The sequence below is a fragment of the Vibrio sp. B183 genome (assembly GCF_000740665.1).
Lineage (GTDB): Bacteria > Pseudomonadota > Gammaproteobacteria > Enterobacterales > Vibrionaceae > Vibrio > Vibrio coralliilyticus.
This window is the reverse complement of sequence record NZ_JPQB01000015.1, coordinates 20,247-44,767: the sequence shown is the minus strand read 5'-3', so window position 1 is coordinate 44,767 and position 24,521 is coordinate 20,247. Positions and strand designations below refer to the sequence as shown.

Annotated in this window: 19 protein-coding genes and 1 riboswitch; of the genes, 11 read left to right on the top strand and 8 right to left on the bottom strand. The window is 46.2% G+C overall.

Annotation, left to right across the window (positions count from 1 at the left end; genetic code table 11):
* Positions 1 to 153: 153 nt before the first annotated feature.
* Positions 154 to 1,368: a pyridoxal phosphate-dependent aminotransferase gene (locus IX95_RS16605; RefSeq protein ID WP_006959240.1), complete on the top strand. Its 1,215-nt coding sequence runs from the start codon at positions 154 to 156 to the stop codon at positions 1,366 to 1,368.
* Positions 1,369 to 1,439: 71 nt separating this feature from the next.
* Positions 1,440 to 2,039: a 5'-deoxynucleotidase gene (yfbR, locus tag IX95_RS16600; protein WP_006959241.1), complete on the top strand. Its 600-nt coding sequence runs from the start codon at positions 1,440 to 1,442 to the stop codon at positions 2,037 to 2,039.
* 102 nt (positions 2,040 to 2,141) lie between these two features.
* Here yfbR and IX95_RS16595 read toward each other — a convergent pair whose 3' ends face one another.
* Positions 2,142 to 4,994 (bottom strand): glycosyl hydrolase family 18 protein, encoded by a 2,853-nt coding sequence (locus IX95_RS16595; protein ID WP_038162081.1) that lies wholly within the window; start codon positions 4,992 to 4,994, stop codon positions 2,142 to 2,144.
* A gap of 326 nt (positions 4,995 to 5,320) precedes the next feature.
* Between IX95_RS16595 and IX95_RS16590 the strand changes: the two genes are divergently transcribed.
* Positions 5,321 to 6,637: an anti-phage deoxyguanosine triphosphatase gene (locus tag IX95_RS16590; protein ID WP_038162079.1), complete on the top strand. Its 1,317-nt coding sequence runs from the start codon at positions 5,321 to 5,323 to the stop codon at positions 6,635 to 6,637.
* Between the two features lie 30 nt (positions 6,638 to 6,667).
* Here IX95_RS16590 and IX95_RS16585 read toward each other — a convergent pair whose 3' ends face one another.
* Entirely contained in the window at positions 6,668 to 7,678 is a 1,011-nt protein-coding gene (locus IX95_RS16585; protein WP_038162077.1) for an adenosine deaminase, read from the bottom strand.
* An 82-nt stretch (positions 7,679 to 7,760) separates the two neighbouring features.
* Positions 7,761 to 7,860, bottom strand: a riboswitch (purine riboswitch).
* Positions 7,861 to 7,964: 104 nt separating this feature from the next.
* Positions 7,965 to 8,570 carry a tRNA-uridine aminocarboxypropyltransferase gene (locus tag IX95_RS16580; protein WP_081885441.1) on the bottom strand — a complete coding sequence of 202 codons (606 nt, stop codon included), beginning with the start codon at positions 8,568 to 8,570 and terminating at the stop codon, positions 7,965 to 7,967.
* A 3-nt stretch (positions 8,571 to 8,573) separates the two neighbouring features.
* Between IX95_RS16580 and rrtA the strand changes: the two genes are divergently transcribed.
* Complete coding sequence (gene rrtA / locus IX95_RS16575) at positions 8,574 to 9,140, top strand: rhombosortase (protein ID WP_038162071.1); 567 nt, start codon at positions 8,574 to 8,576, stop codon at positions 9,138 to 9,140.
* Between the two features lie 101 nt (positions 9,141 to 9,241).
* Positions 9,242 to 10,693 carry a DEAD/DEAH box helicase gene (locus tag IX95_RS16570; protein ID WP_038162068.1) on the top strand — a complete coding sequence of 484 codons (1,452 nt, stop codon included), beginning with the start codon at positions 9,242 to 9,244 and terminating at the stop codon, positions 10,691 to 10,693.
* A gap of 61 nt (positions 10,694 to 10,754) precedes the next feature.
* Here the strand turns inward: IX95_RS16570 and sohB are convergent, their stop codons facing one another.
* Positions 10,755 to 11,816, bottom strand: a complete 1,062-nt coding sequence (gene sohB, locus IX95_RS16565; RefSeq protein WP_029236329.1) for a protease SohB — start codon at positions 11,814 to 11,816, stop codon at positions 10,755 to 10,757.
* An 88-nt stretch (positions 11,817 to 11,904) separates the two neighbouring features.
* On the opposite strand from sohB, the gene IX95_RS16560 reads away from it, so the two are divergent.
* From IX95_RS16560 to IX95_RS16545, 4 genes are all read left to right on the top strand, one after another.
* On the top strand, positions 11,905 to 12,648 hold the full coding sequence (locus IX95_RS16560) for a YciK family oxidoreductase (RefSeq protein WP_019277934.1): 744 nt from the start codon (positions 11,905 to 11,907) through the stop codon (positions 12,646 to 12,648).
* A gap of 126 nt (positions 12,649 to 12,774) precedes the next feature.
* Positions 12,775 to 13,452, top strand: coding sequence for a translesion DNA synthesis-associated protein ImuA (imuA, locus tag IX95_RS16555; RefSeq protein WP_038162064.1), 678 nt, complete (start codon positions 12,775 to 12,777; stop codon positions 13,450 to 13,452).
* Positions 13,453 to 13,454: 2 nt separating this feature from the next.
* The gene (locus tag IX95_RS16550) at positions 13,455 to 14,855 is read left to right on the top strand and encodes a Y-family DNA polymerase (protein ID WP_038162062.1); all 1,401 of its coding nucleotides are present in this window, start codon (positions 13,455 to 13,457) and stop codon (positions 14,853 to 14,855) included.
* Positions 14,856 to 14,869: 14 nt separating this feature from the next.
* Complete coding sequence (locus IX95_RS16545) at positions 14,870 to 17,941, top strand: error-prone DNA polymerase (protein WP_038162060.1); 3,072 nt, start codon at positions 14,870 to 14,872, stop codon at positions 17,939 to 17,941.
* A gap of 273 nt (positions 17,942 to 18,214) precedes the next feature.
* On the opposite strand, the gene IX95_RS16540 is transcribed toward IX95_RS16545, so the two are convergent.
* Positions 18,215 to 19,162 (bottom strand): chemotaxis protein CheV, encoded by a 948-nt coding sequence (locus IX95_RS16540; RefSeq protein WP_019277930.1) that lies wholly within the window; start codon positions 19,160 to 19,162, stop codon positions 18,215 to 18,217.
* A 124-nt stretch (positions 19,163 to 19,286) separates the two neighbouring features.
* Entirely contained in the window at positions 19,287 to 20,504 is a 1,218-nt protein-coding gene (gene mlc, locus IX95_RS16535) for a sugar metabolism global transcriptional regulator Mlc (protein ID WP_006959262.1), read from the bottom strand.
* Between the two features lie 300 nt (positions 20,505 to 20,804).
* On the opposite strand from mlc, the gene pyk reads away from it, so the two are divergent.
* Positions 20,805 to 22,247, top strand: a complete 1,443-nt coding sequence (gene pyk, locus IX95_RS16530; protein WP_006959264.1) for a pyruvate kinase — start codon at positions 20,805 to 20,807, stop codon at positions 22,245 to 22,247.
* 60 nt (positions 22,248 to 22,307) lie between these two features.
* Here the strand turns inward: pyk and IX95_RS16525 are convergent, their stop codons facing one another.
* Both IX95_RS16525 and cydH read right to left on the bottom strand, forming a co-directional pair.
* Positions 22,308 to 23,459 (bottom strand): patatin-like phospholipase family protein, encoded by a 1,152-nt coding sequence (locus IX95_RS16525; RefSeq protein WP_038162057.1) that lies wholly within the window; start codon positions 23,457 to 23,459, stop codon positions 22,308 to 22,310.
* A 9-nt stretch (positions 23,460 to 23,468) separates the two neighbouring features.
* The gene (gene cydH / locus IX95_RS26325; protein ID WP_019277927.1) at positions 23,469 to 23,561 is read right to left on the bottom strand and encodes a cytochrome bd-I oxidase subunit CydH; all 93 of its coding nucleotides are present in this window, start codon (positions 23,559 to 23,561) and stop codon (positions 23,469 to 23,471) included.
* 133 nt (positions 23,562 to 23,694) lie between these two features.
* On the opposite strand from cydH, the gene IX95_RS16515 reads away from it, so the two are divergent.
* Complete coding sequence (locus tag IX95_RS16515) at positions 23,695 to 24,288, top strand: outer membrane beta-barrel protein (RefSeq protein ID WP_019277926.1); 594 nt, start codon at positions 23,695 to 23,697, stop codon at positions 24,286 to 24,288.
* The last annotated feature ends 233 nt before the right edge of the window (positions 24,289 to 24,521 follow it).

The following is a 24,521-nucleotide window of genomic DNA, read 5'->3' as shown; positions in this document are numbered from 1 at the left end:
AGATCAAGGTTGTAGCCCATCTTTTGCATAATCCTGTGATTGCAAACGAACAAAGCGCATACAAAAAAGCGTATTAATTCAGTTTTTTATTCTAACAAAGACCTTTTTGATGTACTTTAATAAAGAAATACAATCATTTTTAGGTTTTACACAATGCAAAATATCGGGATGTCGTCAAAACTCGATAATGTCTGCTATGACATTAGGGGGCCTGTACTCAAACATGCTAAGCGCATGGAGGAAGAGGGGCATAAAATACTGAAGTTGAATATCGGTAATCCCGCCCCATTTGGATTTGACGCCCCAGATGAAATCTTGGTTGATGTCATTCGCAACCTACCGACTTCACAAGGTTACTGTGACTCGAAAGGCATCTACTCTGCTCGTAAAGCCGTCGTTCAGCACTATCAACGTAAAGGCATCCGTTCTTTAGATGTCGAAGACGTGTATATCGGTAATGGCGCATCAGAACTGATCGTTATGGCGATGCAGGCTTTGCTCAACAATGGCGATGAGATGCTGGTCCCGGCTCCGGATTACCCACTTTGGACAGCCTCTGTTGCCCTGTCTGGCGGAAAAGCCGTGCATTACCTTTGTGATGAGCAAGCAGACTGGTATCCAGATCTGGATGATATTCGCAAGAAAATCACACCAAAGACCCGTGGTATCGTCTTAATTAACCCCAATAACCCAACAGGTGCAGTCTATAGTCGCGACTTTTTATTGGAAGTGATTGAGATTGCCCGTCAGCACAAGCTGATTATCTTCGCTGACGAAATCTACGATAAAGTACTCTATGACGGCGCCACACACACCTCTGTTGCGACACTCTCAGATGATGTACTGACTGTTACCTTTAACGGCTTATCTAAAGCTTATCGCGTTTGTGGTTTCCGTGGTGGCTGGATGTTCCTCACCGGCCCGAAACATCTCGCGCAAGGATACGTTAATGGCTTAGATATGCTGGCTTCAATGCGTTTGTGTGCCAATGTACCGATGCAACATGCAATTCAGACCGCACTGGGTGGTTATCAAAGTATTAATGAACTGATCCTGCCCGGCGGCCGCTTATTGGAACAGCGTGACCGCGCTTTTGAACTGATCAACCAGATTCCAGGGGTTTCCTGCGTGAAGCCTAAAGGCGCAATGTATCTGTTCCCGAAAATCGACACCAAGATGTACAACATCAAAGATGATCAAAAGATGGTTCTCGACTTCCTGATTCAGGAGAAAGTTCTGTTGGTTCAAGGCTCAGGCTTCAACTGGCCAAAACCCGATCACTTCCGCATTGTGACCCTGCCACACGTTGAAGATCTCGAAATGGCGATTGGACGCTTTGAACGATTCCTGTCGACGTATAGCCAGTAGTAATTAGATTCGATCTTTCATATGCTTAAAGAGCACTCAGTGAGTGCTCTTTTTTATTAGGAGGAAGATCCATGACAGAGAGTAAGTCTAAAGAAAGTCATTTCTTCGCTCACCTCGCTCGTATGAAGCTGATTCAGCGCTGGCCATTAATGCGCTCCGTGTCGACAGAAAATATCTCAGAGCACAGTCTTCAAGTTGCTTTTGTCGCCCACGCTCTGGCATTAATAAAAAACAAAAAGTATGGCGGTAATCTCAATCCTGAACGCATCGCCTTGCTGGGAATGTACCACGATACCAGTGAAGTGCTAACTGGTGATCTCCCCACTCCCGTCAAGTATTACAACCCAGAAATCGCAAAGGAATATAAGAAGATAGAAGCCGCAGCGGAAAAAAAACTACTATCAATGCTGCCTGAAGAATTTCAGGAAGATTTTGCGCCTTATCTGGTCTCTCAAGCTGCGTATCCGGAGGACGAAGCAATCGTCAAACAAGCCGATACTATCTGCGCCTACCTCAAATGCTTAGAAGAACTCAGTGCAGGTAACCATGAATATGCGCTGGCCAAAAAACGCCTGGATGTCACTTTGCAAGAAAGACGAACCCCTGAAATGGACTACTTTCTCACCACGTTTGCCCCAAGCTTTGAATTATCTTTGGACGAGATTAGTTAAAATTGAGCAGCTCTTTTCAAGCCACAATCTCGGATGACATAACGTAAATTTAAAACGGCTCCTATTAAAGGAGCCGTTGTTATTTACATCAATGCGATTGTACTAGTTACAAGCCGCTTGTTGCTCCCACATGGTAGCAACACCTGGTTCATCACCTGCGCTCGCCCAGTATGCCGCAATCCAGAAGTAACCATCATGAGTCACTTCAGAATATTGAGCATACGACTTCGAGTCATCCCATGGCAGTACAACGTCACTGACCAGTTCCCAAACATCAGCGACTCCTGGCTCTTCCCCTACATTCGCATACCATTGGTTTTGCCATACAAAACCGTTATGACTAACGAGTGTTCCTGAATCTGGGTATTGTGCACTGCTATCCCAAGCTGGATGGTTGCCCGCATCTGGGTCTGGCTGAGGTTCACAGCTATCCCCTTCAGGGAAAGTAAAGTTCACGCTTCCACTTGCGGAGTCCGTTGCACCGAAGTTATCGGTTACGTTTAGCGAGAAGTTAAACTCTCCTTCCATCTCAGGCGTGTAAACCGTCGTGGGTTGATCCGAGCCCGGAATCGTCAGCGCGTCACCATTTGGTGCCGTACCGCTCCACGAGAATGACTCAATCCTTCCATCGTCACTGGACTTAGAACCATCCAAATGAATTTCTCCTCCTTCTACCGTTACGGCGATATCAGCGTGAGGATCTTCATTGGCGTCAGCATCTCCGGACACCACAATCGTCACGGAATCACTGTCTTCTAGACTTCCATCGGATACTGTTAGTGTAAAGGCTAGCGTCTGGTCATAGTTTCTCAGGCTACTACTATCAACCTCGATCACAGCTTTCGCCCCACCATCTTCAAGTGGCAGACTCTGGCCTTGTGTTTGTACCCATTGGTAACTCAGATCTTCCCCTTCGGGATCACTCGAGTTAGAGCCATTCAGAGTAAAACTATCACCACGGATAATGGACTGTTCTTGCCCCGCATCCGCCACTGGTGGCTGATTATCCGGTGTAGGTACCGTCAAGGTGTAAACCATAGTATCGCTTGAGCTAGCTTCCGCTTCATCTGTAACGGTAAGCTGGAAGGTTGCCGTCACATCAGAATCTACATCAGACACGGTAAAATGTGTCGTTGCTTGGGTTGAGTCATCAATAGAGATGGCCGAAGCATCTGTACCTTCCACATCCACCAAGGACCATGCATAAGTCAACGCACCCTGTGCACTGGTTGATTGGCTGCCATCAAGCGTATATTGCACTCCGGATTCAAGCTCAGCACTCATATCCGCTCCAGCATCCGCAGCCGTTTCCGCGTTTTCAGGTTCTAGGTTCGTTAACTCACGACACTGCTGAGGTGATGTAATGTTTGTACCACAGCTGTATATGATATTCTTCATATCAATGTTGCCTGAAGCATCTGTCTGCTGGTACCCCAAGCCTTCACGAGCTGCATTAAGCAGAATGCCGTTATCATAATCAGCCATCCAAGTGAAAATCCCTCCCAGATTGTACTTTTCTACATACTTCGCTTTCATATAAGCAGTACGTGGAGTATCTAAAGAGATAAAGAACTTTCTCTCGGGGCTGTATATGTAATCAGCGTTAGCATGTGTATCGGTATACAAGTTGTAACTTTCTATCTTGTCAATTTGAAAGCCGTCGATTTCTGAAATCGAAGCAAAGGTTTGTTCAATGTCATACCATTCGTAAATTCCAGGTTCCCATGACCCACCCACTTTTACATCAGGGTCCGAAGGCATACTGTAACTACCCTCAAGTGGAGAAAAGCTGGTCACCTGAGCTTCTGTCGCATTACGGCTGTATGTGGCGTACCCAATCTGAATCGCCTGAGATGGAACATTCATATTTTCAATCAAGTAGCTGATAGAATCATCCGCTGACCACTCAGCCTCTGCATAAGGAAAAGTATTGGTATGGTGGGCGAGAGATTCCGCCCAAGGCGTGCCAAAGAAATCATATGTCATCAGATGAATCGTATCGACACCCGCTCGATAGACATTACCGATATCACCTGCTTGAATTTTATCGACGGGCGCAGGGGCAGCAATAGCAATTTCGACGTCTTCAAGACCTGCGTCATCTAAAGCGCTCCGCAGCTCTCTAATCAACGTCGCATAGTTCTCACCATCCGCGTCGCTTGAACTGTTACCATCAGCACCACCTCCGCCAGGGTACTCCCAGTCTAAATCAATCTGAGAAAAGAAAGAGAAGCGCTTGAAGATCTCCACAACACTTGCGATAAAGATGGCGCGATTGTCCGGATCGGCAGCCATGCGTGAAAACGGCTCAGATAGAGACCAGCCTCCGACACTAAAGGCGACGGCTAAATCTGGATTCTGCCCCTTAAGCTTTTTCATTGCCCCTAAGAAGCCTGCAACTTTGTCTTCTCCCTGGTACCAACGCTGGAGCAAAACATCTTCCTCTTCCCAGTTTGGGTTACCTGCATCGGCAATTTCGTCATCCGTTAAGACACCGGCACCATCGGTTGCCATATCCGCCCAAGCATCGGTGGTCAGGACCTCAAAATCCTTACCATGCTCAGGGTTAGCATCTTTGGCAAAACCACAAAGCCTCTCTAGTGATTCAACCGCGGACGTATTCGAGCTATCACCTATTTCGGATCCACACATTCCAAAGAAGGAGAGTATTATCTTGTCGTAACCCTCGGAAAATTTGGATAGATCAACCCCACGAGCATAAAAGCCCCAGTTAGATAAATAAGCCGAGATTTTAGGCAGTTCAGAGTTCTCTTCGTACTCATTGACATAAAACGGGCTACCTGATGCAACAGGCCCTTTCGGTGCCAATGGATCTGTCCGTTCCGCCCACTCTTCCGGAGAGATGTATCTCTCATCTTCACGAGTAAAATCACCCGCAGTGGCAGTAGACGCTATGAGTACTAAAATTGACGTTGTTAATAAATTTAGCTTCATTTCTTAGATTCCAAATTGTTTTGTGTACATACGTTTAAATGACACAAATTTAATACAAACCAATTTCATATTGGCGAGTTCAATTTAGAACGAAAGATATAAAAAATAGGCAGGAAGAGGTGAATCATTCTAAAAACTTGGATACATAAAATGAGACTGGCATTAATGCAGGGATTTTTTAATACCACTCTCCCACCTCCAGGAGAGAAGCTTCCTTTGCTCTCAGCGTCATACTCAAGCACAATAAACCTATGCATCTCCACCAACATGTCAGGCGGCGTCGTTAAAGCGCTATATTATTCACGCAGTTAAAGGCCAAAATTTATATGGGTTCAAACAGTAAACTGTTATGGGAACAACGCCACGATGATGAACATAAGATTCGTCGAGACGATCACCGTAGTCCTTACCAACGTGACCGAGCGAGAATTCTTCACTCCGCAGCGTTTCGACGTTTGCAGGCGAAAACTCAGGTTCACGGCAACAGTTTTGACGATTTTCACCGCACTCGACTTACCCACTCTCTCGAAGCGGCTCAGTTAGGGACGGGAATCGTCGCGCAGATAAAGAAGAAACAAGCCGAGTTTCGCGATCTTTTGCCTAGCGATAGCTTAATAGACTCGCTTTGCTTAGCCCATGATATTGGTCATCCTCCGTATGGGCATGGTGGTGAAGTCGCCCTCAACTATATGATGCGTGAGCATGGCGGATTTGAGGGAAACGCACAGACATTTCGCATCGTGACCAAGCTTGAGCCTTATACCGAGCACTTTGGTATGAACCTGGCGCGGCGAACTTTGCTTGGCCTAATCAAATACCCGGCGCTAATCAGTAAAACATGCGCAGATGTGACTCCAGACAGCGTCTCTCACCAGCGTAAGCTCAAAGCCAAAGAGTGGGCGCCCGCCAAAGGTTTATATGACTGTGACCAGCCACTATTTGACTGGGTACTTGAGCCGCTCAGTGAGTCAGACAAACAGCTTTTCAGCCAGATGCGCGATGAGCAATTAACGGAGCGTCAGCATAAAAAGACCCGCTTTAAGTCCATCGACTGCTCTATCATGGAGCTGGCCGATGACATTGCCTATGGGGTGCATGATCTCGAAGATGCGGTGGTGCTTGGCATGGTGACAAGACACCAGTGGATAGAAGGCGCGGCGAGTTTGCTTTCAGAATACGGTGAGCCGTGGTTTGAAGCCCATATCGACTCCATTACGGACATGCTGTTTTCCGGTACTCACCACCAACGTAAAGATGCCATCGGTGGCATGGTGAACGCTTTACTCACCAGTATTTCCATCAAGCCCGTTGACGCGCCTTTCGAAAGTGAGCTGCTGGCGTTTAACGCTTATCTGGAGCCAGAAATGGCTCAGGCGTTGGAAGTCCTTAAGCGCTTTGTCAGTGAGTATGTGATTCAGGTGCCTCATGTTCAAGTTGTCGAGTACAAGGGGCAACAGATCATTATGGATATATTCGAAGCGTTTAGTGCTGATCCTGAAAGATTGTTGCCAGCTCCAATTCGTCATGTATGGCAGCAGGCAACATGTGAAAGCGAAGGTTATCGTGTGATTGCAGATTATATTTCTTCGATGACCGACGGCCATGCTCAGCGGCTGCACCAGCAGTTGTTCTCATCTCATTAACAGAAAGCGGAGCTTATGCTCCGCTTTCTGTTAACACCTGTCGACAAATTCATCGAGTTGGCTTGTCAGGCGTTGCTTCTCACTGTCACTGATAAAGCTCGCTTCAATCGCATTGCGACTAAATTGCGCCAACTCCTCTTGCGTCAACATGTGGCTATCTGCTACAGCAAGAAAGTTGTCGGTCATATAGCCACCAAAATAGGCCGGGTCATCTGAGTTGATCGTCACACACAGCCCTTGTCTCAATAAATCGACAACATTGTGTTGTTTCATTTCCTCAAATACTTTGAGCTTAGTATTGGACAGTGGGCAAACCGTCAGCGGCATACGCGACTGAGCCAGCGACACCACCAGATTCGGATCATCGGCGCAGCGAACGCCATGGTCAATGCGCGACACTTTCAATAATTCAAGGCTGTTATAAATGTTGGCAACAGGCCCCTCTTCTCCTGCATGGGCGACCGTGAGAAAACCAGCCTCGAGTGCTTTGGCAAAAACACGAGCAAACTTCTCTGGCGGGTGACCCATTTCCGATGAATCCAGACCAACACCAATGATTTTATCTTTGTGTGCCAGTGCTTGCTCTAAGGTGGCAAAAGCACTTTCCTCATCCAGATGACGTAAAAAGCACATGATGATCCGACTACTGATATTCAATTGCGTCTTCGCATCTCGCAAAGCGCGGTGAATACCGTTGATCACTGTGTCAAACGCGATACCACGCTCAGTATGAGTTTGTGGGTCGAAGAAGATCTCGGTGTGAATGACATTGTCAGCCTTACAGCGCAACAAATAAGCCCAGGCTAAATCATAAAAATCCTGTTCATGAATCAACACGTTGGCACCTTGATAGTAGATATCAAGGAACGATTGAAGGTTAGTAAACTCATACGCGGCTTTGACCTCTTCAGGCGTGGTAAATGGCAGCGCGATTTGATTGCGTAATGCGAGTTCAAACATCATCTCAGGTTCAAGTGAGCCTTCAATATGCAGATGCAGCTCAACTTTCGGTAACTGGCGAATAAATTCGGTTTGGTTCACGCTTGTCTCCCCATTCAATTCGATTGGTATTCAACAAACGCTTTTCTCTTGTGAAGATAATCAGGCATACAAAGAGAAAAGCGCAATGCACTTCACTCTTCGTAATCTGAAATTTGCGGTTTCAGGTAGAGACTCCCACACCCTATCAGTGGGATTATACGAAGCATCGTTTATGACGTAACAGCCATAACTAAACGATTGCGCGTCATTATATTCTGACAAAGATTCACTGTACAACGCTGCGCTTGAAAATAATTTTAGACCTCAAATGACGAGTTTGCGTTTATTACCGGTAATTTTTTTCAAACACACCGGGTGGCATCTGCTTGATTTGAAAGTCAATCATGTGATTGAACGTATCAAGTAATGGGGTGAAGTCTCGCTCTGGTTGCAGCAAAGTCAGGATATGGTAGCCAGCCTCCACAGTAGACAAGCTATTGTCACTTGGCGCTTTGCGAATACGGTAATTGCCCTGTAGGGTCTCCGGCAAATGTACTAAAGGTAATGCCTGCAAATTCTCAGACAGTTGCCACATTTTGTATGCCTTTTTCCACGTGCCATCGAGCAAAATGATTCGCACTTTTTCTTCTCTAACGATGGCTTTAGCTACCTCTTCATGGCTGACAGACACTTCTCCCGGGTAAAGCACAAAATGTTGATAGCCTTCTTCATCCAACAGCTTATTCAGTTCACTATGCTGAGTAAAATTTTCACCTTCAAACAGGTAGCTGTTCTCAAGCGAGAGCCTGAGAATACGCGCGGTGCCCATAGGCCTGTTTGTTTCTGTCGGATGCTGTAAGATGACCAGCTCAACATTCGATGTTAGGCTTTGTATCCACTCACAAATACAAGCTTTGAGTGACTTACCACATTGAGAACAATATCGGGACATAGCGTGCGTTTACTTCTTCTGTTAATTGCTATCAGCTTAGTCTGCCTAGGCGTGCAGTTCGAGCCGTTAGCCAGCCTGACATACTGGCATCATCAACTTATTTCTGAAGGCCAGTGGTGGCGAATCCTAACAGGAAACTTCACCCACACCAACTTTGCTCATTTAGGCATGAATCTGGCTGGCTTGTGGGTTATCACTTATCTGTTTAAGCCAAGAGTAACTTCTCTGCTCTGTGTATTGTTCGTGATTAGTTTATCCGTGGGTGTACTCAACCTGGCAACAAGCATGACTAGCTATGTTGGTCTTTCTGGTGTGCTGCATGGCATCTTTGCCTATTATGCGCTTCAGGAATCCTTACAAGGTCGTAAAGGTAGCTGGTTACTTGTCATTGGTGTATTAGCCAAAGTGGGCTGGGAAATGACCATGGGCGCCTCGCAATCGACCAGTGAGTTAATCAATGCCCGTGTAGCGGTGGAGTCTCATCTGTTTGGCGCATTGACCGGTCTCGTGCTTGCTTTTGTCACTACTAAGCTAAACTTTCAGACAAGACTTAACCGCTCTCAGAGATAATTTCTATTGATGTTCCTGACCAAAGGGCTCAGAATGGCGCCCTTTTGCTGGTGGTCGATTGCCGCCAGAGCACTTATCTCACCTTAAACAGAGAACAATTTATGGGTTTTACCGCTTTAGGCCTTTCTGCCCCGCTCCTCAAAGCCATCGACGATCAGGGTTATGACAAACCATCTCCAATTCAGGAGCAAGCCATTCCTGCAGTGTTAGCAGGTAAAGATGTCATGGCAGCGGCTCAGACAGGTACGGGTAAAACCGCAGGCTTCACATTACCGATTCTAGAACGATTAGATAATGGCACCCGAGTCAAAGGCAACCATGTAAGAGCACTGGTGCTGACACCGACCCGTGAATTGGCGGCTCAGGTTCAGGAAAACGTGTTCAAGTACAGCCGTTATCAACGTCTGACCTCAAATGTCGTATTCGGCGGAGTGAAGATTAATCCACAAATGATGAAGCTGCGTAAAGGCACAGACGTGCTTGTCGCAACCCCAGGTCGATTACTCGATTTATACCAGCAGAATGCAATTAACTTCTCCCAGTTAGAAGTTTTAGTGCTGGATGAAGCAGATCGCATGTTGGATATGGGCTTTATTCGCGATATCCGTAAAATTCTCGCACTGCTTCCGGAAAAGCGCCAAAACCTACTGTTCTCTGCAACCTTCTCAGCTGAGATTCGCGAACTAGCCAAAGGTCTAGTCAATGATCCGGTCGAAGTCTCTGTTAACCCTGAGAACTCCACTGCGGTCACCATTGAACAATCTATCTACCCAGCAGATAAGCGTAAAAAAGCACCTATGCTGGTGAAGCTCATCAAAGATGGTGATTGGAGACAAGTTCTGGTCTTCAGCCGTACCAAACACGGAGCGAACCGACTTTCTCATTACCTTAATGATCAAGGTATTACGGCAGCGCCTATTCATGGTAACAAAAGCCAAGGTGCGCGCACCAAGGCACTGGCTGATTTTAAATCCGGAGAAGTGCGCGTATTAGTTGCTACAGATATTGCCGCACGTGGTATCGACATTCCTCAACTCCCTCAGGTCGTTAACTTCGAGCTGCCTCACGTGGCAGAAGATTATGTCCACCGAATTGGCCGTACTGGCCGTGCCGGTGAAGTCGGCAAAGCGATCTCTTTAGTTGAAGCAGCGGAAGCCAGTGAACTATTTGGTATTGAACGACTAATCCAGCAAGTATTACCTCGTTTGGAGCTGGAAGGCTATAAGCCCGTCAATGTGCTGCCAGAATCTAAGTTAAATACTCGCCCAATCAAACCTAAGAAACCGAAAAAGCCTAAGAAGCCAAAAGTCGACCATGCCGATGGTCAGCGCTCAGGTGACAATGCTCGTGGTCATAAGCCAGCGGGGAAAAACAAACGTCATTTTGGCCATAACAAGCCCAACGGTGATGGCTCCAAGAGTAATAATGGTGGCAAACGTAAGGACGGCAGTTCTGGCAATAGCAAAGCCTCAAACAATACTGGCAATAATGGACAGAAACGTCGTAGACCAGCGAACCGCAAGCCAAACCATTCACAACCTAAAGCACAGTAACCAAATACACAAAGCCCCTCAGTTGAGGGGCTTTTCATTTAACTAAACAAAAGAAGTCAGCTTACACGATAGGACGCTGACCACGATCAATTAGCTTCATCAGTACGTTATCAGCCGCTTCACCTGCCAGACCTGCCAGCTTAGATGTCAGCTTTTTCTTCTCTACGTAGTGAATCGCTAAGACTGTTTTATCTTTGCACGCTTCCACAACCAGATCATCAGAGGTTTTGATTTCATCAACCAGACCCAATGAATGCGCCTGAGTGCCAAACCAGTGTTCACCAGTTGCCACTTTATCTAATTCAAGTTCAGGGCGACGCTCACGAATAAAGTCTTTAAACAAGCCATGTGTTTCTTCGAGCTCTTGTTTGAACTTATCACGTGCTTTATCGGTGTTCTCGCCAAACATGGTTAAGGTACGCTTGTATTCGCCTGCTGTTAGCTGTTCATACTCGATATCGTACTTTTTGAGTACTTTATTGAAGTTAGGCAGCTGAGCAATCACGCCGATGGAGCCTACGATTGCAAATGGTGCTGAAACAATCTTGTCAGCAATACATGCCATCATGTAACCGCCACTGGCAGCCACTTTATCTACTGCAATCGTTAGTGGTAGCTTAGCCGCCTTAATACGATCAAGTTGAGACGATGCCAAGCCGTAGCCATGCACCATACCGCCACCAGACTCTAGGCGCAGTAGTACTTCATCCCCTTCACGAGCTACCGCGAGAATTGCGGTCACTTCTTCGCGTAGTGACGCGACTTCTTTGGCGTCAATGCTGCCTTTGAAATCCAGAACAAATAGGTGAGGCTCACGCTTGCTGTCCAAATCACCGTCTTTTGAAGCCTGCTTCACTTCTTTTTCACGGGCTTTTGTTTTCTCTTTCTCTTGTTTCTTTTCTGCCTTATCACGCGCTTTGATAAACGCTGAATCATGCAGGTGATGCTCAAGCTGCTCAACGGTGTTTTTATGCTGATCCGTCAAGTTGGTGATCTCCAATTCACCCTTTGCAGCACCACTCTTACCCCCTACGGCTTTGGCTATAACAAGAATCGCAATCACTGCGACTACAACAGTCACAATCTTGGCTAAAAACAGCCCGTAGTCCAACAAAAATTCCAATGTGATATCCCCTAATGTGCGAATTAGTGTATTGTAACCACCATCTTACGGATTCATAAAGCAGAACATTACAATAAGGATGCATGTCGTGGATTATTCCGTTTCCTCAGACGCTTTAAAAGACAAAGTCATTCTCGTGACAGGTGCCGGTGACGGCATCGGTAAACAAGCCGCAATTTCATTTGCTCAGCATGGTGCCACCGTCATTCTGTTAGGTCGTACAGTGAAGAAGCTTGAGCAAACTTACGATGAAATCGAAGCTGCTGGCTATCCTCAACCAGCGATCATTCCTCTGGATATGAAAGGCGCAAGCAAGCAAAACTATATTGATATGGCCGATACCATTGGTAGTCAGTTTGGTCGACTTGATGGAGTGCTACACAATGCCAGTCAACTGGGTGTACTGAGCCCATTTGATCAGATTGGTGAAGACACTTACGACGATATCATGCAGGTTAATGTTAAAGCTCAGTTCCTGATGACTCAGGCAATCCTTCCGCTACTGCATAAATCAGATGATGCCAGCGTTATCTTTACTTCATCAACGGTTGGCCATGCTGGCCGTGCTTTCTGGGGAACTTACGCAATATCTAAGTTCGCAACGGAAGGCATGATGCAGATTCTGGCAGATGAATTGAGCGATACACACATCCGTGTCAATGCAATTAACCCAGGTGGTACACGCACTTCCATGCGCGCGAAGGCTTACCCAGCGGAAGACGCTGAGTTGCTCAAAACACCACTGGATATCATGCCGCTTTATCTTCACCTGATGTCGAACGAGAGCAAAGACGTTCGTGGTCAGTGCATTGACGCACAGCCAAAGAAATAGAAAAAAACTTCTCAGATATTCAACGCCTTGTGGAAACACAAGGCGTTTTTTTATCCACTTATTCAGCCCTTCCCTTGCTGATAAATAATAATAATTTATACTGTATATATATACAGGTAAATTGTTATGTATGAACTGATCGAACATCTTAAGAAAAAACAATGGCTTTGGCAGGGCAATCACATTCCTGAGTCCAGAGATCACCACCCGACTGGTTTTGATCTTCTGGATCAAAAACTGGAAGGCGGCTTTCCCATTCATGGTGTGGTGGAATTGCAAACGACTCCCGGCATCGGAGAGCTTCGTCTGCTACTCCCTCACCTTAAAAACAGCAGCCAGGATAGGTTGTCCGTATTCATACAACCACCTGGTCATCTGTCTGCGCAGTCTCTGACAGCAGAAGGCCTCGATCTGAATCATGTTCTGTTGCTTTATCCGAAAACAGATAACGAAGCCTTATGGGCTGCAGAGCAATGCCTAAAAAGCGGCGCTTGCAGTAACGTGCTGCTTTGGCATTCTGGGCTAGAAGTCCACCATGCTCGTCGACTTCAGGTCGCCAGTGAAACTGGAAATTGCCTCTCGTTTTTGTTTAAAACCGAACAGCGCAGTCTCTTTTCTCTGCCCGTTAGTTTGAGCATGACGCTACTCCCCCACTCACTTGGAATTGAAATCACCATCACCAAACGCAAAGGTGGGTGGCCACATGCCAGCTTCGTTCTGGACATGAGTACACTCTGGCCTTCATTAACAGAGTCCAGACTTGAGCCTGTCATTCTTCCTTTCCCACTGCGTAAACAAGGCTAACTATGCAGGTGTGGCTGTATTTGTATTTCCCTACTCTACAACTGGATGCGCTGTACTCTGAACAGGCTCAGCAGCCCTTGGTGGTGGTTGATTCCAAACGTTTCCAAATCGTGCAATGCAATTTCGCCGCGCACGAACAAGGTATTCGACCGGGAATGGGACTGGGCAGCGCCAGCGCTTTGTGTCACTCGCTTCAGGTCCATCCCTATGATGAGAAAGTCGAGCAACAAACCTTACTGGATATCGCCCAGTGGCTGTATATGGTGACCTCTGATCTGGTGCTCTTTCCGCCACAAGGGTTATTGCTAAAAGTCACTGATATGCTGTCACTCTATGGTGGGCTGGATGCTTATTGGCGCCGAGTCTCTCAGCATTTACAGCAGTTGAATATCCAGTATCAGTACGCTACCGGCTTTTCCCCTTTCTCTGCCATTCTGCTGGCAAAATCTGGAAGTGCATTGATCAGCCAAGATAGATCTCAACTCTGTGAAGCACTCAAATCTTATCCGATTTCAGCGACTGAGCTTGACAGTAAACAGGTTGAAAAACTCTCCCGTGTGGGAGTGTTGACCCTCAACGATCTGCTGGAACTGCCGATGCAAGAAGTCGCCAGACGTTTTGATATCGACCTGGTTAACTACGTCGGACGACTGATGGGTCAGTTTAAACATCCAGTAAACTTCTACCACCCACCTGAGCACTTCCAAAGTTATCTTGAGTTGCTGTTCGATATCGAAAATACCCAGTGGTTGGAAAAACCGCTATTGAAACTGCTGGAAAAACTGGAAGGGTTTCTGACATTACGTAATCAGGTCGCATATGAACTTGAGCTGACCCTCCATCAACGCGATCATGCCGCTGGTGTGATTGCATTTACTTCCGCCTGTGGAGATTACTTCGCTCAGCGCTGGGCTAAGCTTTGTCAGCTGACAATGGAGTCCATTAAACTTGATGCTCCAGTCCAAGGTTTGACTCTGAAAGTGGTACGTAGTGGCGAGCTTGAGTCCACCAGTCAAGACATTTTCGCAGGACGTAAAGGCCAACAAACGGAACTGGAGTTGATAGCCACGCTACAAGCTAAGCTAGGTAATCACCAAGTCCTTAAAGTCGCACCAACAGATGACCCTAGACCAGAGAAATCGATTTCATTGTGTGCCCCCGAACTCCCCATTCCTACTAAAGTTTCGCTCTCTGGCTTACGCCCCTCTTTGATGCTACCAAACCCTGAGCCTTTAACAGAAAAGGTCAATATTATGCACGGCCCTGAACGCTTTGTGACTGGCTGGTGGGATGGTGAGGAAATGACGCGGGATTATTTTATTGCGCGCAGTGACAGTGGACGTTGGCTCTGGGTATTTCGCAATCAAGAAATGCAGTGGTTTCTGCATGGGTTATTTAGCTAAGCGGAGATGCGATAATGAAGTACGCTGAACTCTTCTGCCAGACCAACTTCTCTTTCCTCACCGGCGCTTCTCACGCAGAAGAGCTTATTCTACAAGCAGACTTTTTACGCTATCACGCACTGGCGATTACCGATGAATGCTCCGTAGCAGGAGTGGTCAGAGCTTATAGAGCGATCAAAACTCATAACCTCAATATCAAACTGATCATAGGAAGTATGTTCTGGTTAAACAATGAGTGTCAGTTCGTATTACTTTGCCCAAACCGTGAAGCCTATGCCGAACTCTGTCGAATCATAACAAACGCAAGAAGACGCACCGAGAAAGGGCAATATCAGCTGGCAGAATGGGATTTAATGTCGCTTCGCCACTGCCTGATTGTCTGGCTCCCCAGCCATCAACATAGCGATCAGAAATGGGGACACTGGCTTGCTCAACATCATCAACCAAGATTGTGGTTAGGGGTTCAGCGCCATTTAGATGCAGACGATAAAAGCTACCTTACTCACTGTGAGGAACTCGCTCAGGAACTGATGGTGCCAATCACCGCTTGCGGTGGTGTACTCATGCATACCGCTAACCGTCTTCCTCTACAACATGTTCTGACCGCAGTCCGGCATGGTAGTAGCGTTGATAAAATTGGTAAGCACCTACTTACTAATACAGAACGAACACTGCGAAGCAAAGAAAAGCTCGCCCGACTGTTTAAACAAGAATGGCTGGAAGAGAGTATTCGCCTCGCCGAGCAGTGCCAGTTCAGTTTAGAAAAACTCAAGTACGAATACCCCCATGAACTAGTACCCAGTGGTGAAACGCCGATGAGCTATCTGCGCAAATTGGTAGACAGTGGCAAGCGTCGCCGCTTTCCCGAAGGTATTCCTCACGATATTTCAGAAACTGTCGACAAAGAGCTTGAGCTGATTGATGAGCTCAACTACCCCTACTATTTCCTGACCATTCACGACATAGTGATGTTTGCCAAACGTCAGAATATTCTCTATCAAGGGCGTGGCTCAGCAGCCAACTCTGTCGTTTGCTACTGTCTGGAAATTACAGCGGTCGACCCTCGACAAATTTCCGTTCTCTTCGAGCGCTTTATCAGTAAAGAACGTGATGAGCCACCTGACATCGACGTAGACTTCGAACACGAACGTCGTGAAGAAGTCATTCAATACATTTATCAGAAGTATGGCCGTGAACGAGCAGCGCTTGCGGCAACAGTGATCACTTATCGCTTTAAAAGTGCCGTTCGCGATGTAGGTAAAGCGCTTGGGATTGAAGAAAGCCAACTCGATTACTTCATCAAAAACGTTAACCGTCGAGATCGTGAGCTCGGCTGGCAGGCGCAGATCGTCGAGCTTGGCCTTCAGCCGGATTCTCTCAAAGGTGAACAATTCATCGCTCTGGTTAATGATATTCTCGGTTTTCCTCGTCACTTGTCTCAGCATGTTGGTGGCTTTGTGATTGCCGCTGGCCCTTTGTATGAACTGGTGCCAGTTGAGAATGCTTCTATGGCAGACAGGACAGTTATTCAGTGGGACAAAGATGATCTGGAAAGCCTCAAGCTAATGAAGGTTGATGTCCTCGCCCTAGGTATGCTCAGTGCTATCCATAAATGTTTCCAGTTGGTCAAACGCTTCCATCAGCAAGATCTGACTATTGCAGAGATCACCCGAAGGCAAGATGATCCTGAAGTGTATGGCATGATCCAGAAGGCCGACACAGTCGGTGTATTTCAGATCGAATCACGAGCCCAAATGAGCATGCTTCCCAGACTCAGGCCCAAGACTTATTACGATCTGGTGATCCAGATTGCTATTGTTCGCCCGGGGCCGATTCAAGGGGACATGGTTCACCCTTTTCTTAAACGTCGTGATGGTATCGAGCCCGTGACCTACCCATCAGATGAAGTCAAAGATGTCTTATCTCGCACTATGGGGGTGCCTATCTTTCAGGAGCAGGTAATCAAGCTGGCGATGGTGGCAGCAGGCTTTAGTGGTGGTGAAGCCGATCAATTGCGCCGGGCTATGGCATCTTGGAAAAAAAATGGCGATCTGGTGAAGTTTCGCACCAAGCTGATTGAGGGTATGTTGGCTCGCGGCTATGAAGAAGAATTTGCTGAACGCATTTTTGATCAGATACTTGGATTTGGTGAGTACGGCTTTCCTGAGAGTCACTCCGCCTCTTTTGCTGTGTTGGCGTATTGTTCTGCCTGGCTCAAACATTATCATCCGGAAGCTTTTTACGCTTCACTCCTCAATAGCCTGCCCATGGGCTTTTACAGTGCGTCGCAGCTAGTTCAGGATGCAAGGCGTCACAACGTATTGATTCTGCCTGTCTGCGTCAACCAGTCACATTATGATCATCAGGTCGTTCATTGCGGCAACAGGCTGGCGATTCGACTCGGCTTTCGTCAAATCAAAGGATTCAGCGCAGAAAGCACTCTACAACTACTCAAAGCACGCGGCAAGCAGGGCTTTCAACACCCCAAGCAACTCAAGCATATCGGTTTGAATCAGCGAGATCTGGAACTGCTCGCTTCGGCTAATGCTATGCAGACTATTGCGAATAACCGTTTTCAAACCCGCTGGGCAATGATGGATTCGTTATCCGATTTACCTCTATTTAAAGATTTAGAAGAGCCACAAAGTGACTCAATCAGTAAGCCTTCAGAGGTTCAAACACTGCTGGAAGACTATTCTTCCATTGAGCTATCACTCAGCAAACACCCTATTACGCTTTTGGAACAAGCAGGTGTCCTAGGGCGCTTTACAAGAATGAAGGAGCTTATTCATAAGCCGCATCAGTCCCTGGTGACCATCGTCGGTGTTGTAACAGGTAAACAAGCTCCCGGTACCGCTGCTGGCGTCACTTTTTTCACTTTAGAGGACGACAGCGGCAACATGAATGTCGTGGTCTGGCAGGCAACGGCGCGAGCGCAAAAACAGGCCTATCTCACAGCCAAGGTAATGATGGTAAAAGGCATTCTAGAAAGAGAAGGAGAAGTCACGCACATCATTGCTGGGAGGCTGATCGATATGACGGACAAGCTAGAAGGGCTCAAAAGCAAATCACGAGATTTCCACTAACCACCATAAACGGAAAAAGGAGCCATTCGGCTCCCTTTAGATTAACAGTTAGACGAGTTACACATCGTCTTCAGCGTCCATACGTCTCTTTTTGTATTCCCTGTACAGTAACATGCATAAGGTCATCACAACCTTAGACGTGAACCATATCATGAATAGGAACTACCTTTAGCTTCTGATGAAAAGTGAAGATTAATTAATTCGTAAAGTAAATAATCGAATAAATACTATCAATAATTTAACTGAATTACATGCTTTATATCAATCGAGACACTATCTCGACAAAATATCACGCAGTCGATCTTGTGCCACTTCAACCAATAAATCTGGCTGGAACTTGGAAATGAATCGATCACACCCCACCTTCTTCACCATCGCTTCATTAAAGCTACCACTGAGCGATGTATTCAAGGTGATATAAAGATCTTTCAGCTTAGGGTCACTGCGTATTTCGTGAGTCAGTTTATAGCCATCCATTTCTGGCATTTCGGCATCGGTAATCATCAAAAGAAGCTCACGGGGTACATCTTTGCCCTCTTCACTCCAGCCTTTAATAAGCCTCAGAGCTTCGAGACCATCGCGACACTCAAGAATATTCAGCCCCAGTTGAGAAAGCGTTCCTTTAACCTGGGCTCGAGCGGTAGAAGAATCATCTACAATAAGCACATTGCGACCAACCATTTGTGCAGACAGATCTTCATCCAGCACTCCTTCAGAAATAGACACATCGTAATCGATGATCTCTGCCAGTACTTTTTCCACATCAATGATTTCAACAATTTGCTGCTGGTCTTCATTTTTGATTTGCGTAATAGCCGTTAAGTAGTTTGCTCGACCTGCCGTTTTCGGCGGCGGCTGAATCTCAGTCCAAGCTGTATTGACAATATTACGTACCTGACCGACTAAAAAGCCCTGCACTGTTCGGTTGTATTCGGTAATGATTAGATTTTGTTCTTGGTCTTCCTGACGAGATGGTGGAAAACCTATCGCGCTACGTAAGTCAATCACAGGTACGGATACACCGCGTAAAGAAGCCACGCCCGTAATATGGTGGTGCGAGCCAGGCATCTTAGTCAATGGCGGGACTTTGATAACCTCACGAACTTTAAAAACGTTGATCGCAAAGACCTGACGGCTGTTAAGACTGAACAGCAGCAACTCTAATCGGTTTTCACCTACAAGGTTGGTTCGCTGATCAACGCTATTTAAAACTCCGGACATACGATCTCTCAACTACTTTGTAATATATCAAAAATAGCCTAAAGCTAGGCTAAACAAAAATAAACCCATACAACTTGAAGGTTATATGGGTTTACATAAAAGATAAAGCTTATTAACTGCGAGCTTAGCCTTCTATCACCTTCATCAATAATAACCCATCATAGAGGGCCTGTTTGATTAATGCCGCGCCAGGCATGGTCGCCTGTTTGTAGAAGCGAGACTCTACAACTTCAAGATCCTGATGATAAACAGGCAGACTTTGCTCTTTAATGCAGTTTTGGATAGCAGGGTACAATACGTCTTTTGCTTGGTTAATCGCCCCACCAATGAGAATTTTTTCCGGGTTGAAGAGGTTTATGACGATCGCAATCGCCGAGCCCAGATAGCGACCAAGTTTTTCGACAGCATCCACTGCCAATGGATCACCATTTGCTGCAGCTTCACAAATATCTTCAACTGACAGCTCTTCAATGTCTGACAACGTTGATTCTTCACCATTTGCCAAACGTTCCGCCACTTCGCTACGAATCGCCTGAGAGCTGGCAACAGTTTCAAGGCATCCTCGGTTGCCACAATGACAAAGCTTACCATTAGGATCGATTTGAATATGGCCAAGTTCACCGATGTTACCGTGACGCCCTTGAAGCACACGACCATCAAGAACAATACCCGCACCAAGACCATGGTGGATAGAAATCAGTACTGAGTTTTCGTTTTCCTGAGAATGACCAAACAACTTCTCTGCCAATGCCCACGCTCGGGTGTCGTTAGCGATGAAGACGGGAAGACCTGTTGCTTTGTAGATTTCAGGGCCAAGAGAAAGGTTTTCAACATTGTAGTGCGGCATTTGCAACACAATGCCTTTTTCAGAGTTCACCAAACCAGGAAGAGTAAGTGCAATACTGGTTACACGGTCTAGTTGCTCGGAATATGTCTGGAAAAATTCATCGATTTCATGGAGCAAGCGAGCTAACACATCGTCTTGATCGATTTCATGGATATCGATTTTAGTGTCAATCAGAACATCACCGCCCAACTCATGCAAAGCAATGGTCAAATAGCCACGGCCGAGACGCATTGAGAGAAACTGCCAGCCTTCATTGTTCACCTGTAGCCCCACTGCCGGGCGGCCACGACTGGTCGCTTCCTGCACGGTAGTTTCGTGGATCAGATGAGCATCAATCAGCTCACGAGTAATCTTGGTAATACTCGCAGGGGCAAGCTCGCTCTCTTTTGACAAATCAATTCGAGAGATAGGACCTTTTTGATCAATGAGTTTATATACACGGCCAGCATTGACCTGCTTGATATGATCAATATGGCCTGGTTGAGCCATGTACATAGGGTGCTCCAAATATCAACAACTAAGCAATTTTTTTACTTTGCGAAGTAATTGTGAAGAGCTTTGGTAGATTGCCGTGACAAGCATCACGGATAAACATGATTCTTTGGGCGTTCAATCAAATTGCAAAACAGATATCACATTTAAAGCGCCATTTTTTTGCATTAATAAATATGTGTGCCTGACAAGATAAGTTATCCCTAAATCTCTCATAACTCAGCATTTTGCATATACTCAATTGGGGTCTTTATATTTTTATAATTTATTGCCGACCCAAAAAGCTTGATCAAGGAAATCATCATGACCGCTATACAAAGAAGAACAAAAATCGTCACTACGTTAGGTCCATCGACGGACAAAGAAGGGATTCTCGAAGCGATCATTCAGGCAGGAGCCAATGTTGTCAGAATGAACTTCTCACATGGTACCGCAGAAGATCATATCCAGCGTGCCACTCGCGTACGCAATATCGCAGCGCAGTACGGTACTCATGTTGCCATTCTTGGTGATCTACAAGGGCCTAAAATTCGCGTATCGACATTTAAAGACAACAAAATTCACCTCACTGTTGGTGACACTTTTATCCTCGACAGTGATCTCGCTCAGGGGGAAGGTGATCAGAGTGCCGTAGGTCTCGACTACAAAGAGCTGCCACAAGACGTCTCAACGGGTGATATTTTGCTGCTCGATGATGGTCGTGTGCAGCTGCAGGTAACTAAGGTATCTGGCAATCAAGTCGTTACTAAAGTCATCATTGGCGGCCCGCTTTCCAATAATAAGGGCATCAATAAAAAAGGCGGAGGCTTATCGGCCGACGCTTTGACTGAAAAAGATAAGAATGACATCAAGATTGCCGCCCAAATCAAAGTCGACTATCTCGCAGTTTCGTTCCCACGCAATGGGGAGGATATGAAGTACGCTCGCCGCCTAGCACGAGATGCGGGTCTTGAAGCGAAATTAGTCGCAAAGGTGGAGCGCGCCGAGACAGTGGAAAGTGAGGAGAATATCGATGACATCATTCTCGCTTCAGATGCCGTAATGGTCGCTCGCGGCGATTTAGGGGTAGAAATTGGAGACCCAGAATTAATTGGTGTGCAAAAACAACTCATTCGCAGGGCAAGAAGCCTCAACCGCACCGTCATTACCGCGACACAAATGATGGAGTCCATGATTGAGAATCCAATGCCAACCCGTGCAGAAGTCATGGATGTAGCCAATGCGGTCCTCGATGGTACTGATGCCGTCATGCTGTCAGGAGAAACAGCAGCAGGTAAATACCCGTTGGAAACGGTGCGTTCAATGGCTGAGGTGTGTCTGGGAGCAGAGAAAATGTCAGCCATTAACCGGTCCAGCTATCGGATGGACTCGGTTTTTAAAGGCAGTGAAGAAACCATCGCTATGTCGACCATGTTTGCCGCGAACCACATGAAAGGTGTCAAAGGCATCATTACTCTGACTGAGTCCGGCCGAACGGCATTAATGATGTCTCGTCTTAGTTCTGGTTTACCTATCTTTGCCCTATCACGTAATGAAAGCACTCTTAACCACACTGCGCTTTATCGTGGAGTGACGCCCGTCTATTTTGATTCTAAAGGCGACTCAGGCTTACCAACAGCTAAAGCCGCTGTGGAGTGTTTGAAAGGCAAGGGGTTACTGCATGATGGCGACCTGGTCATCATCACTCAAGGCGATGTAATGGATGTGGTAGGATCAACCAACTGTATGCGTATTCTTTCTGCCTGATATTGGACTTCACATCAAAAAGGGAGCCTGCTGGGCTCCCTTGTAACTTCTGAATGACAGTTACTTCTGAATGGCAGTCGTTGCGGATTTAGACAGCGATGAATACATTTCAACAAAGCGAAAACCTGAATCAAGCCCCATCTGGTAGTCATGAAGCAGATCGTCTCGGTCACTCATCAAAGAATTAGATCTAAGTGGCTGCTCAGGCTTTATCTGTACAATAAAACAATCGTCTGGCGGATTGTGGAGAAAGTCTTGAGTAAGAGAATAGGTCTGGTAGTGAACCATCAACATATCCGCCAATCCGGAATCAAACTTCTCTCCCAGTAGATGACTTAATCGGTAGATGTCATCGGCTCCAAATAGCCAACGCCCGCCATTGAGTGACTCCAAGTGGCGATGTTGCAATTTGTCCTCCTGAGAACGTTGCAACTGTTCTGTGAAAAAGCTCGCCCAGTCTTCTTTCCATTGAACCAGCTTTTGCTGCCAATGATCTTGCACCACGTTAAATGAATCACGATACCACTTAACCTCATTCTCATGAGTCACTTGCTCTATGTCCGTCTCTAAATCTTCTCCTTCTGTACGAATCACAACAATGCAACGCGCCTCTTTACGCCACGCTTCTTGAACTGGAATAGACGCCGAAACTCCTCCGTCCACATACTCTCCATGGCCAAACTTAACGGGCTCCTGATAAAGCCTTGGGATCGCGCATGTGGCGATCAACACTTTTCTCCAGTCATCCTGCAACATAGGCAAATAGTGATCGAACAGCCGGCTAGTATCGGTCACCGCAGCAAAGGCTTGCCTATTGGCCAATACTCTTTTTCCCATATCAATATCAAGCCGATAAGGAAAATCGCTGATCTTATCAAGTGCCCAATCAATCCCAAGGTATTGTTTACGGCGTATGTAGCGGAAGAGATTGAAAAACTCAGGAGCGGTGGTGAGGTCGAGTATAAAGGAGCGCCCTATTCCCCGTTGACGGCACAGATAACCACAAAGGTTTAGTGCACCAGCAGAGGTACCATAGAAAGCGTGAAAAGGGTCAAAGTTAGAAAGAAGGAAGGCATCAAGCACACCGGAAGTAAAGATACCACGCTGTCCACCACCTTGGGCTACCAGCGCATTTTTACCACCAGTGTACTTAGCAAGACGTTGAGTATCCAGCTGGATAGCAGCGCTGGTAACGACACCGCTATTGTCCATATACCCAACCTAGGCTGAAGTAATGGCGACTAGACCAAAACCAATCAAAACAGTAAAGACTGTTACAGTGATGACCAACGCATATTTTAGATCGTGTTCCATAGACACCTCCTTTATTGTGTAACAAAGTAATAACATCGTTGTGAGTCATCTTCAAATATTCCCTTTTTTTTGTGCGTAATTATGACGTTACTATCACAATTAGTGGGTATATCACTCTGATAGGACAGTGACTATGAACAGCAAGAACCTCTCTTTATTTTGTAGCATTTTACTTACGTTCTCATCACCCGCTTTAGCTGATATCTATCTGACCCCTTGGTTTGGCTTTACCGCAGGCGGAGAAGTAGAAAATCAAGATCAGCAAAAATATGACCTAAAAGGCTCTGAGAGTTTCGCATTAAGCGCAGAAATGACGTTGGATAAAGGGCGAATTGGCCTGTTTTACGCCAATCAAAATACTGATGTCGAAACAGTGAACCTCAGCTCCACCATGCACTACCTGCACTTTCAGAGTAGCATTTATTACCCCGCAGAGGAGTCTCTATACGGTTATCTTGGTATAGGGCTTGGGGGTTCATACATAGATGCCGATTGGGTCACAGACGAGTTTGGCTTTTCAGCCAGTATCTTTGGTGGGTTTGAATATCTTCTCACTGAACACTTTGCACTGAATACTCAGCTGCGTTGGCTTGGCACAGTTGTCGATAACGATACCAGTGGCGTATGCAATCTGCCCGCTTCACAGGAAGGAAGTTGTCTCATCAAATTCAAAACTGATTGGATGAACCAGTTTTCAGCAAACCTCGGATTAACTTGGCGCTTCTAGATACAATATCTTTACAATATTAATAATTTAGTAATATAGATTAATGGAGCGTATATTTTTCAGTCATACGCTCTCTAAATTATAAAAGCGTTATATTTTGCATAAAAGCCATAAACCATAAAATGCTTCCAGTTTAATAATACAAGTCAGTCCAATCACTCTATAAAATACAATAAAACACAATTTTATTACCACAAACGAACAATACCATCACAACTACAATCTATTGCTTT

Bases quoted from the DNA above. Each gene is read 5' to 3' on its own strand.
- IX95_RS16605 (WP_006959240.1), top strand. From the start codon at position 154: ATGCAAAATATCGGGATGTCGTCAAAACTCGATAATGTCTGCTATGAC.
- yfbR (WP_006959241.1), top strand. From the start codon at position 1,440: ATGACAGAGAGTAAGTCTAAAGAAAGTCATTTCTTCGCTCACCTCGCT.
- IX95_RS16595 (WP_038162081.1), bottom strand. From the start codon at position 4,994: ATGAAGCTAAATTTATTAACAACGTCAATTTTAGTACTCATAGCGTCT.
- IX95_RS16590 (WP_038162079.1), top strand. From the start codon at position 5,321: ATGGGTTCAAACAGTAAACTGTTATGGGAACAACGCCACGATGATGAA.
- IX95_RS16580 (WP_081885441.1), bottom strand. From the start codon at position 8,570: ATGTCCCGATATTGTTCTCAATGTGGTAAGTCACTCAAAGCTTGTATT.
- IX95_RS16570 (WP_038162068.1), top strand. From the start codon at position 9,242: ATGGGTTTTACCGCTTTAGGCCTTTCTGCCCCGCTCCTCAAAGCCATC.
- imuA (WP_038162064.1), top strand. From the start codon at position 12,775: ATGTATGAACTGATCGAACATCTTAAGAAAAAACAATGGCTTTGGCAG.
- IX95_RS16550 (WP_038162062.1), top strand. From the start codon at position 13,455: ATGCAGGTGTGGCTGTATTTGTATTTCCCTACTCTACAACTGGATGCG.
- IX95_RS16545 (WP_038162060.1), top strand. From the start codon at position 14,870: ATGAAGTACGCTGAACTCTTCTGCCAGACCAACTTCTCTTTCCTCACC.
- IX95_RS16540 (WP_019277930.1), bottom strand. From the start codon at position 19,162: ATGTCCGGAGTTTTAAATAGCGTTGATCAGCGAACCAACCTTGTAGGT.
- mlc (WP_006959262.1), bottom strand. From the start codon at position 20,504: ATGTACATGGCTCAACCAGGCCATATTGATCATATCAAGCAGGTCAAT.
- pyk (WP_006959264.1), top strand. From the start codon at position 20,805: ATGACCGCTATACAAAGAAGAACAAAAATCGTCACTACGTTAGGTCCA.
- IX95_RS16525 (WP_038162057.1), bottom strand. From the start codon at position 23,459: ATGGACAATAGCGGTGTCGTTACCAGCGCTGCTATCCAGCTGGATACT.
- cydH (WP_019277927.1), bottom strand. From the start codon at position 23,561: ATGGAACACGATCTAAAATATGCGTTGGTCATCACTGTAACAGTCTTT.
- IX95_RS16515 (WP_019277926.1), top strand. From the start codon at position 23,695: ATGAACAGCAAGAACCTCTCTTTATTTTGTAGCATTTTACTTACGTTC.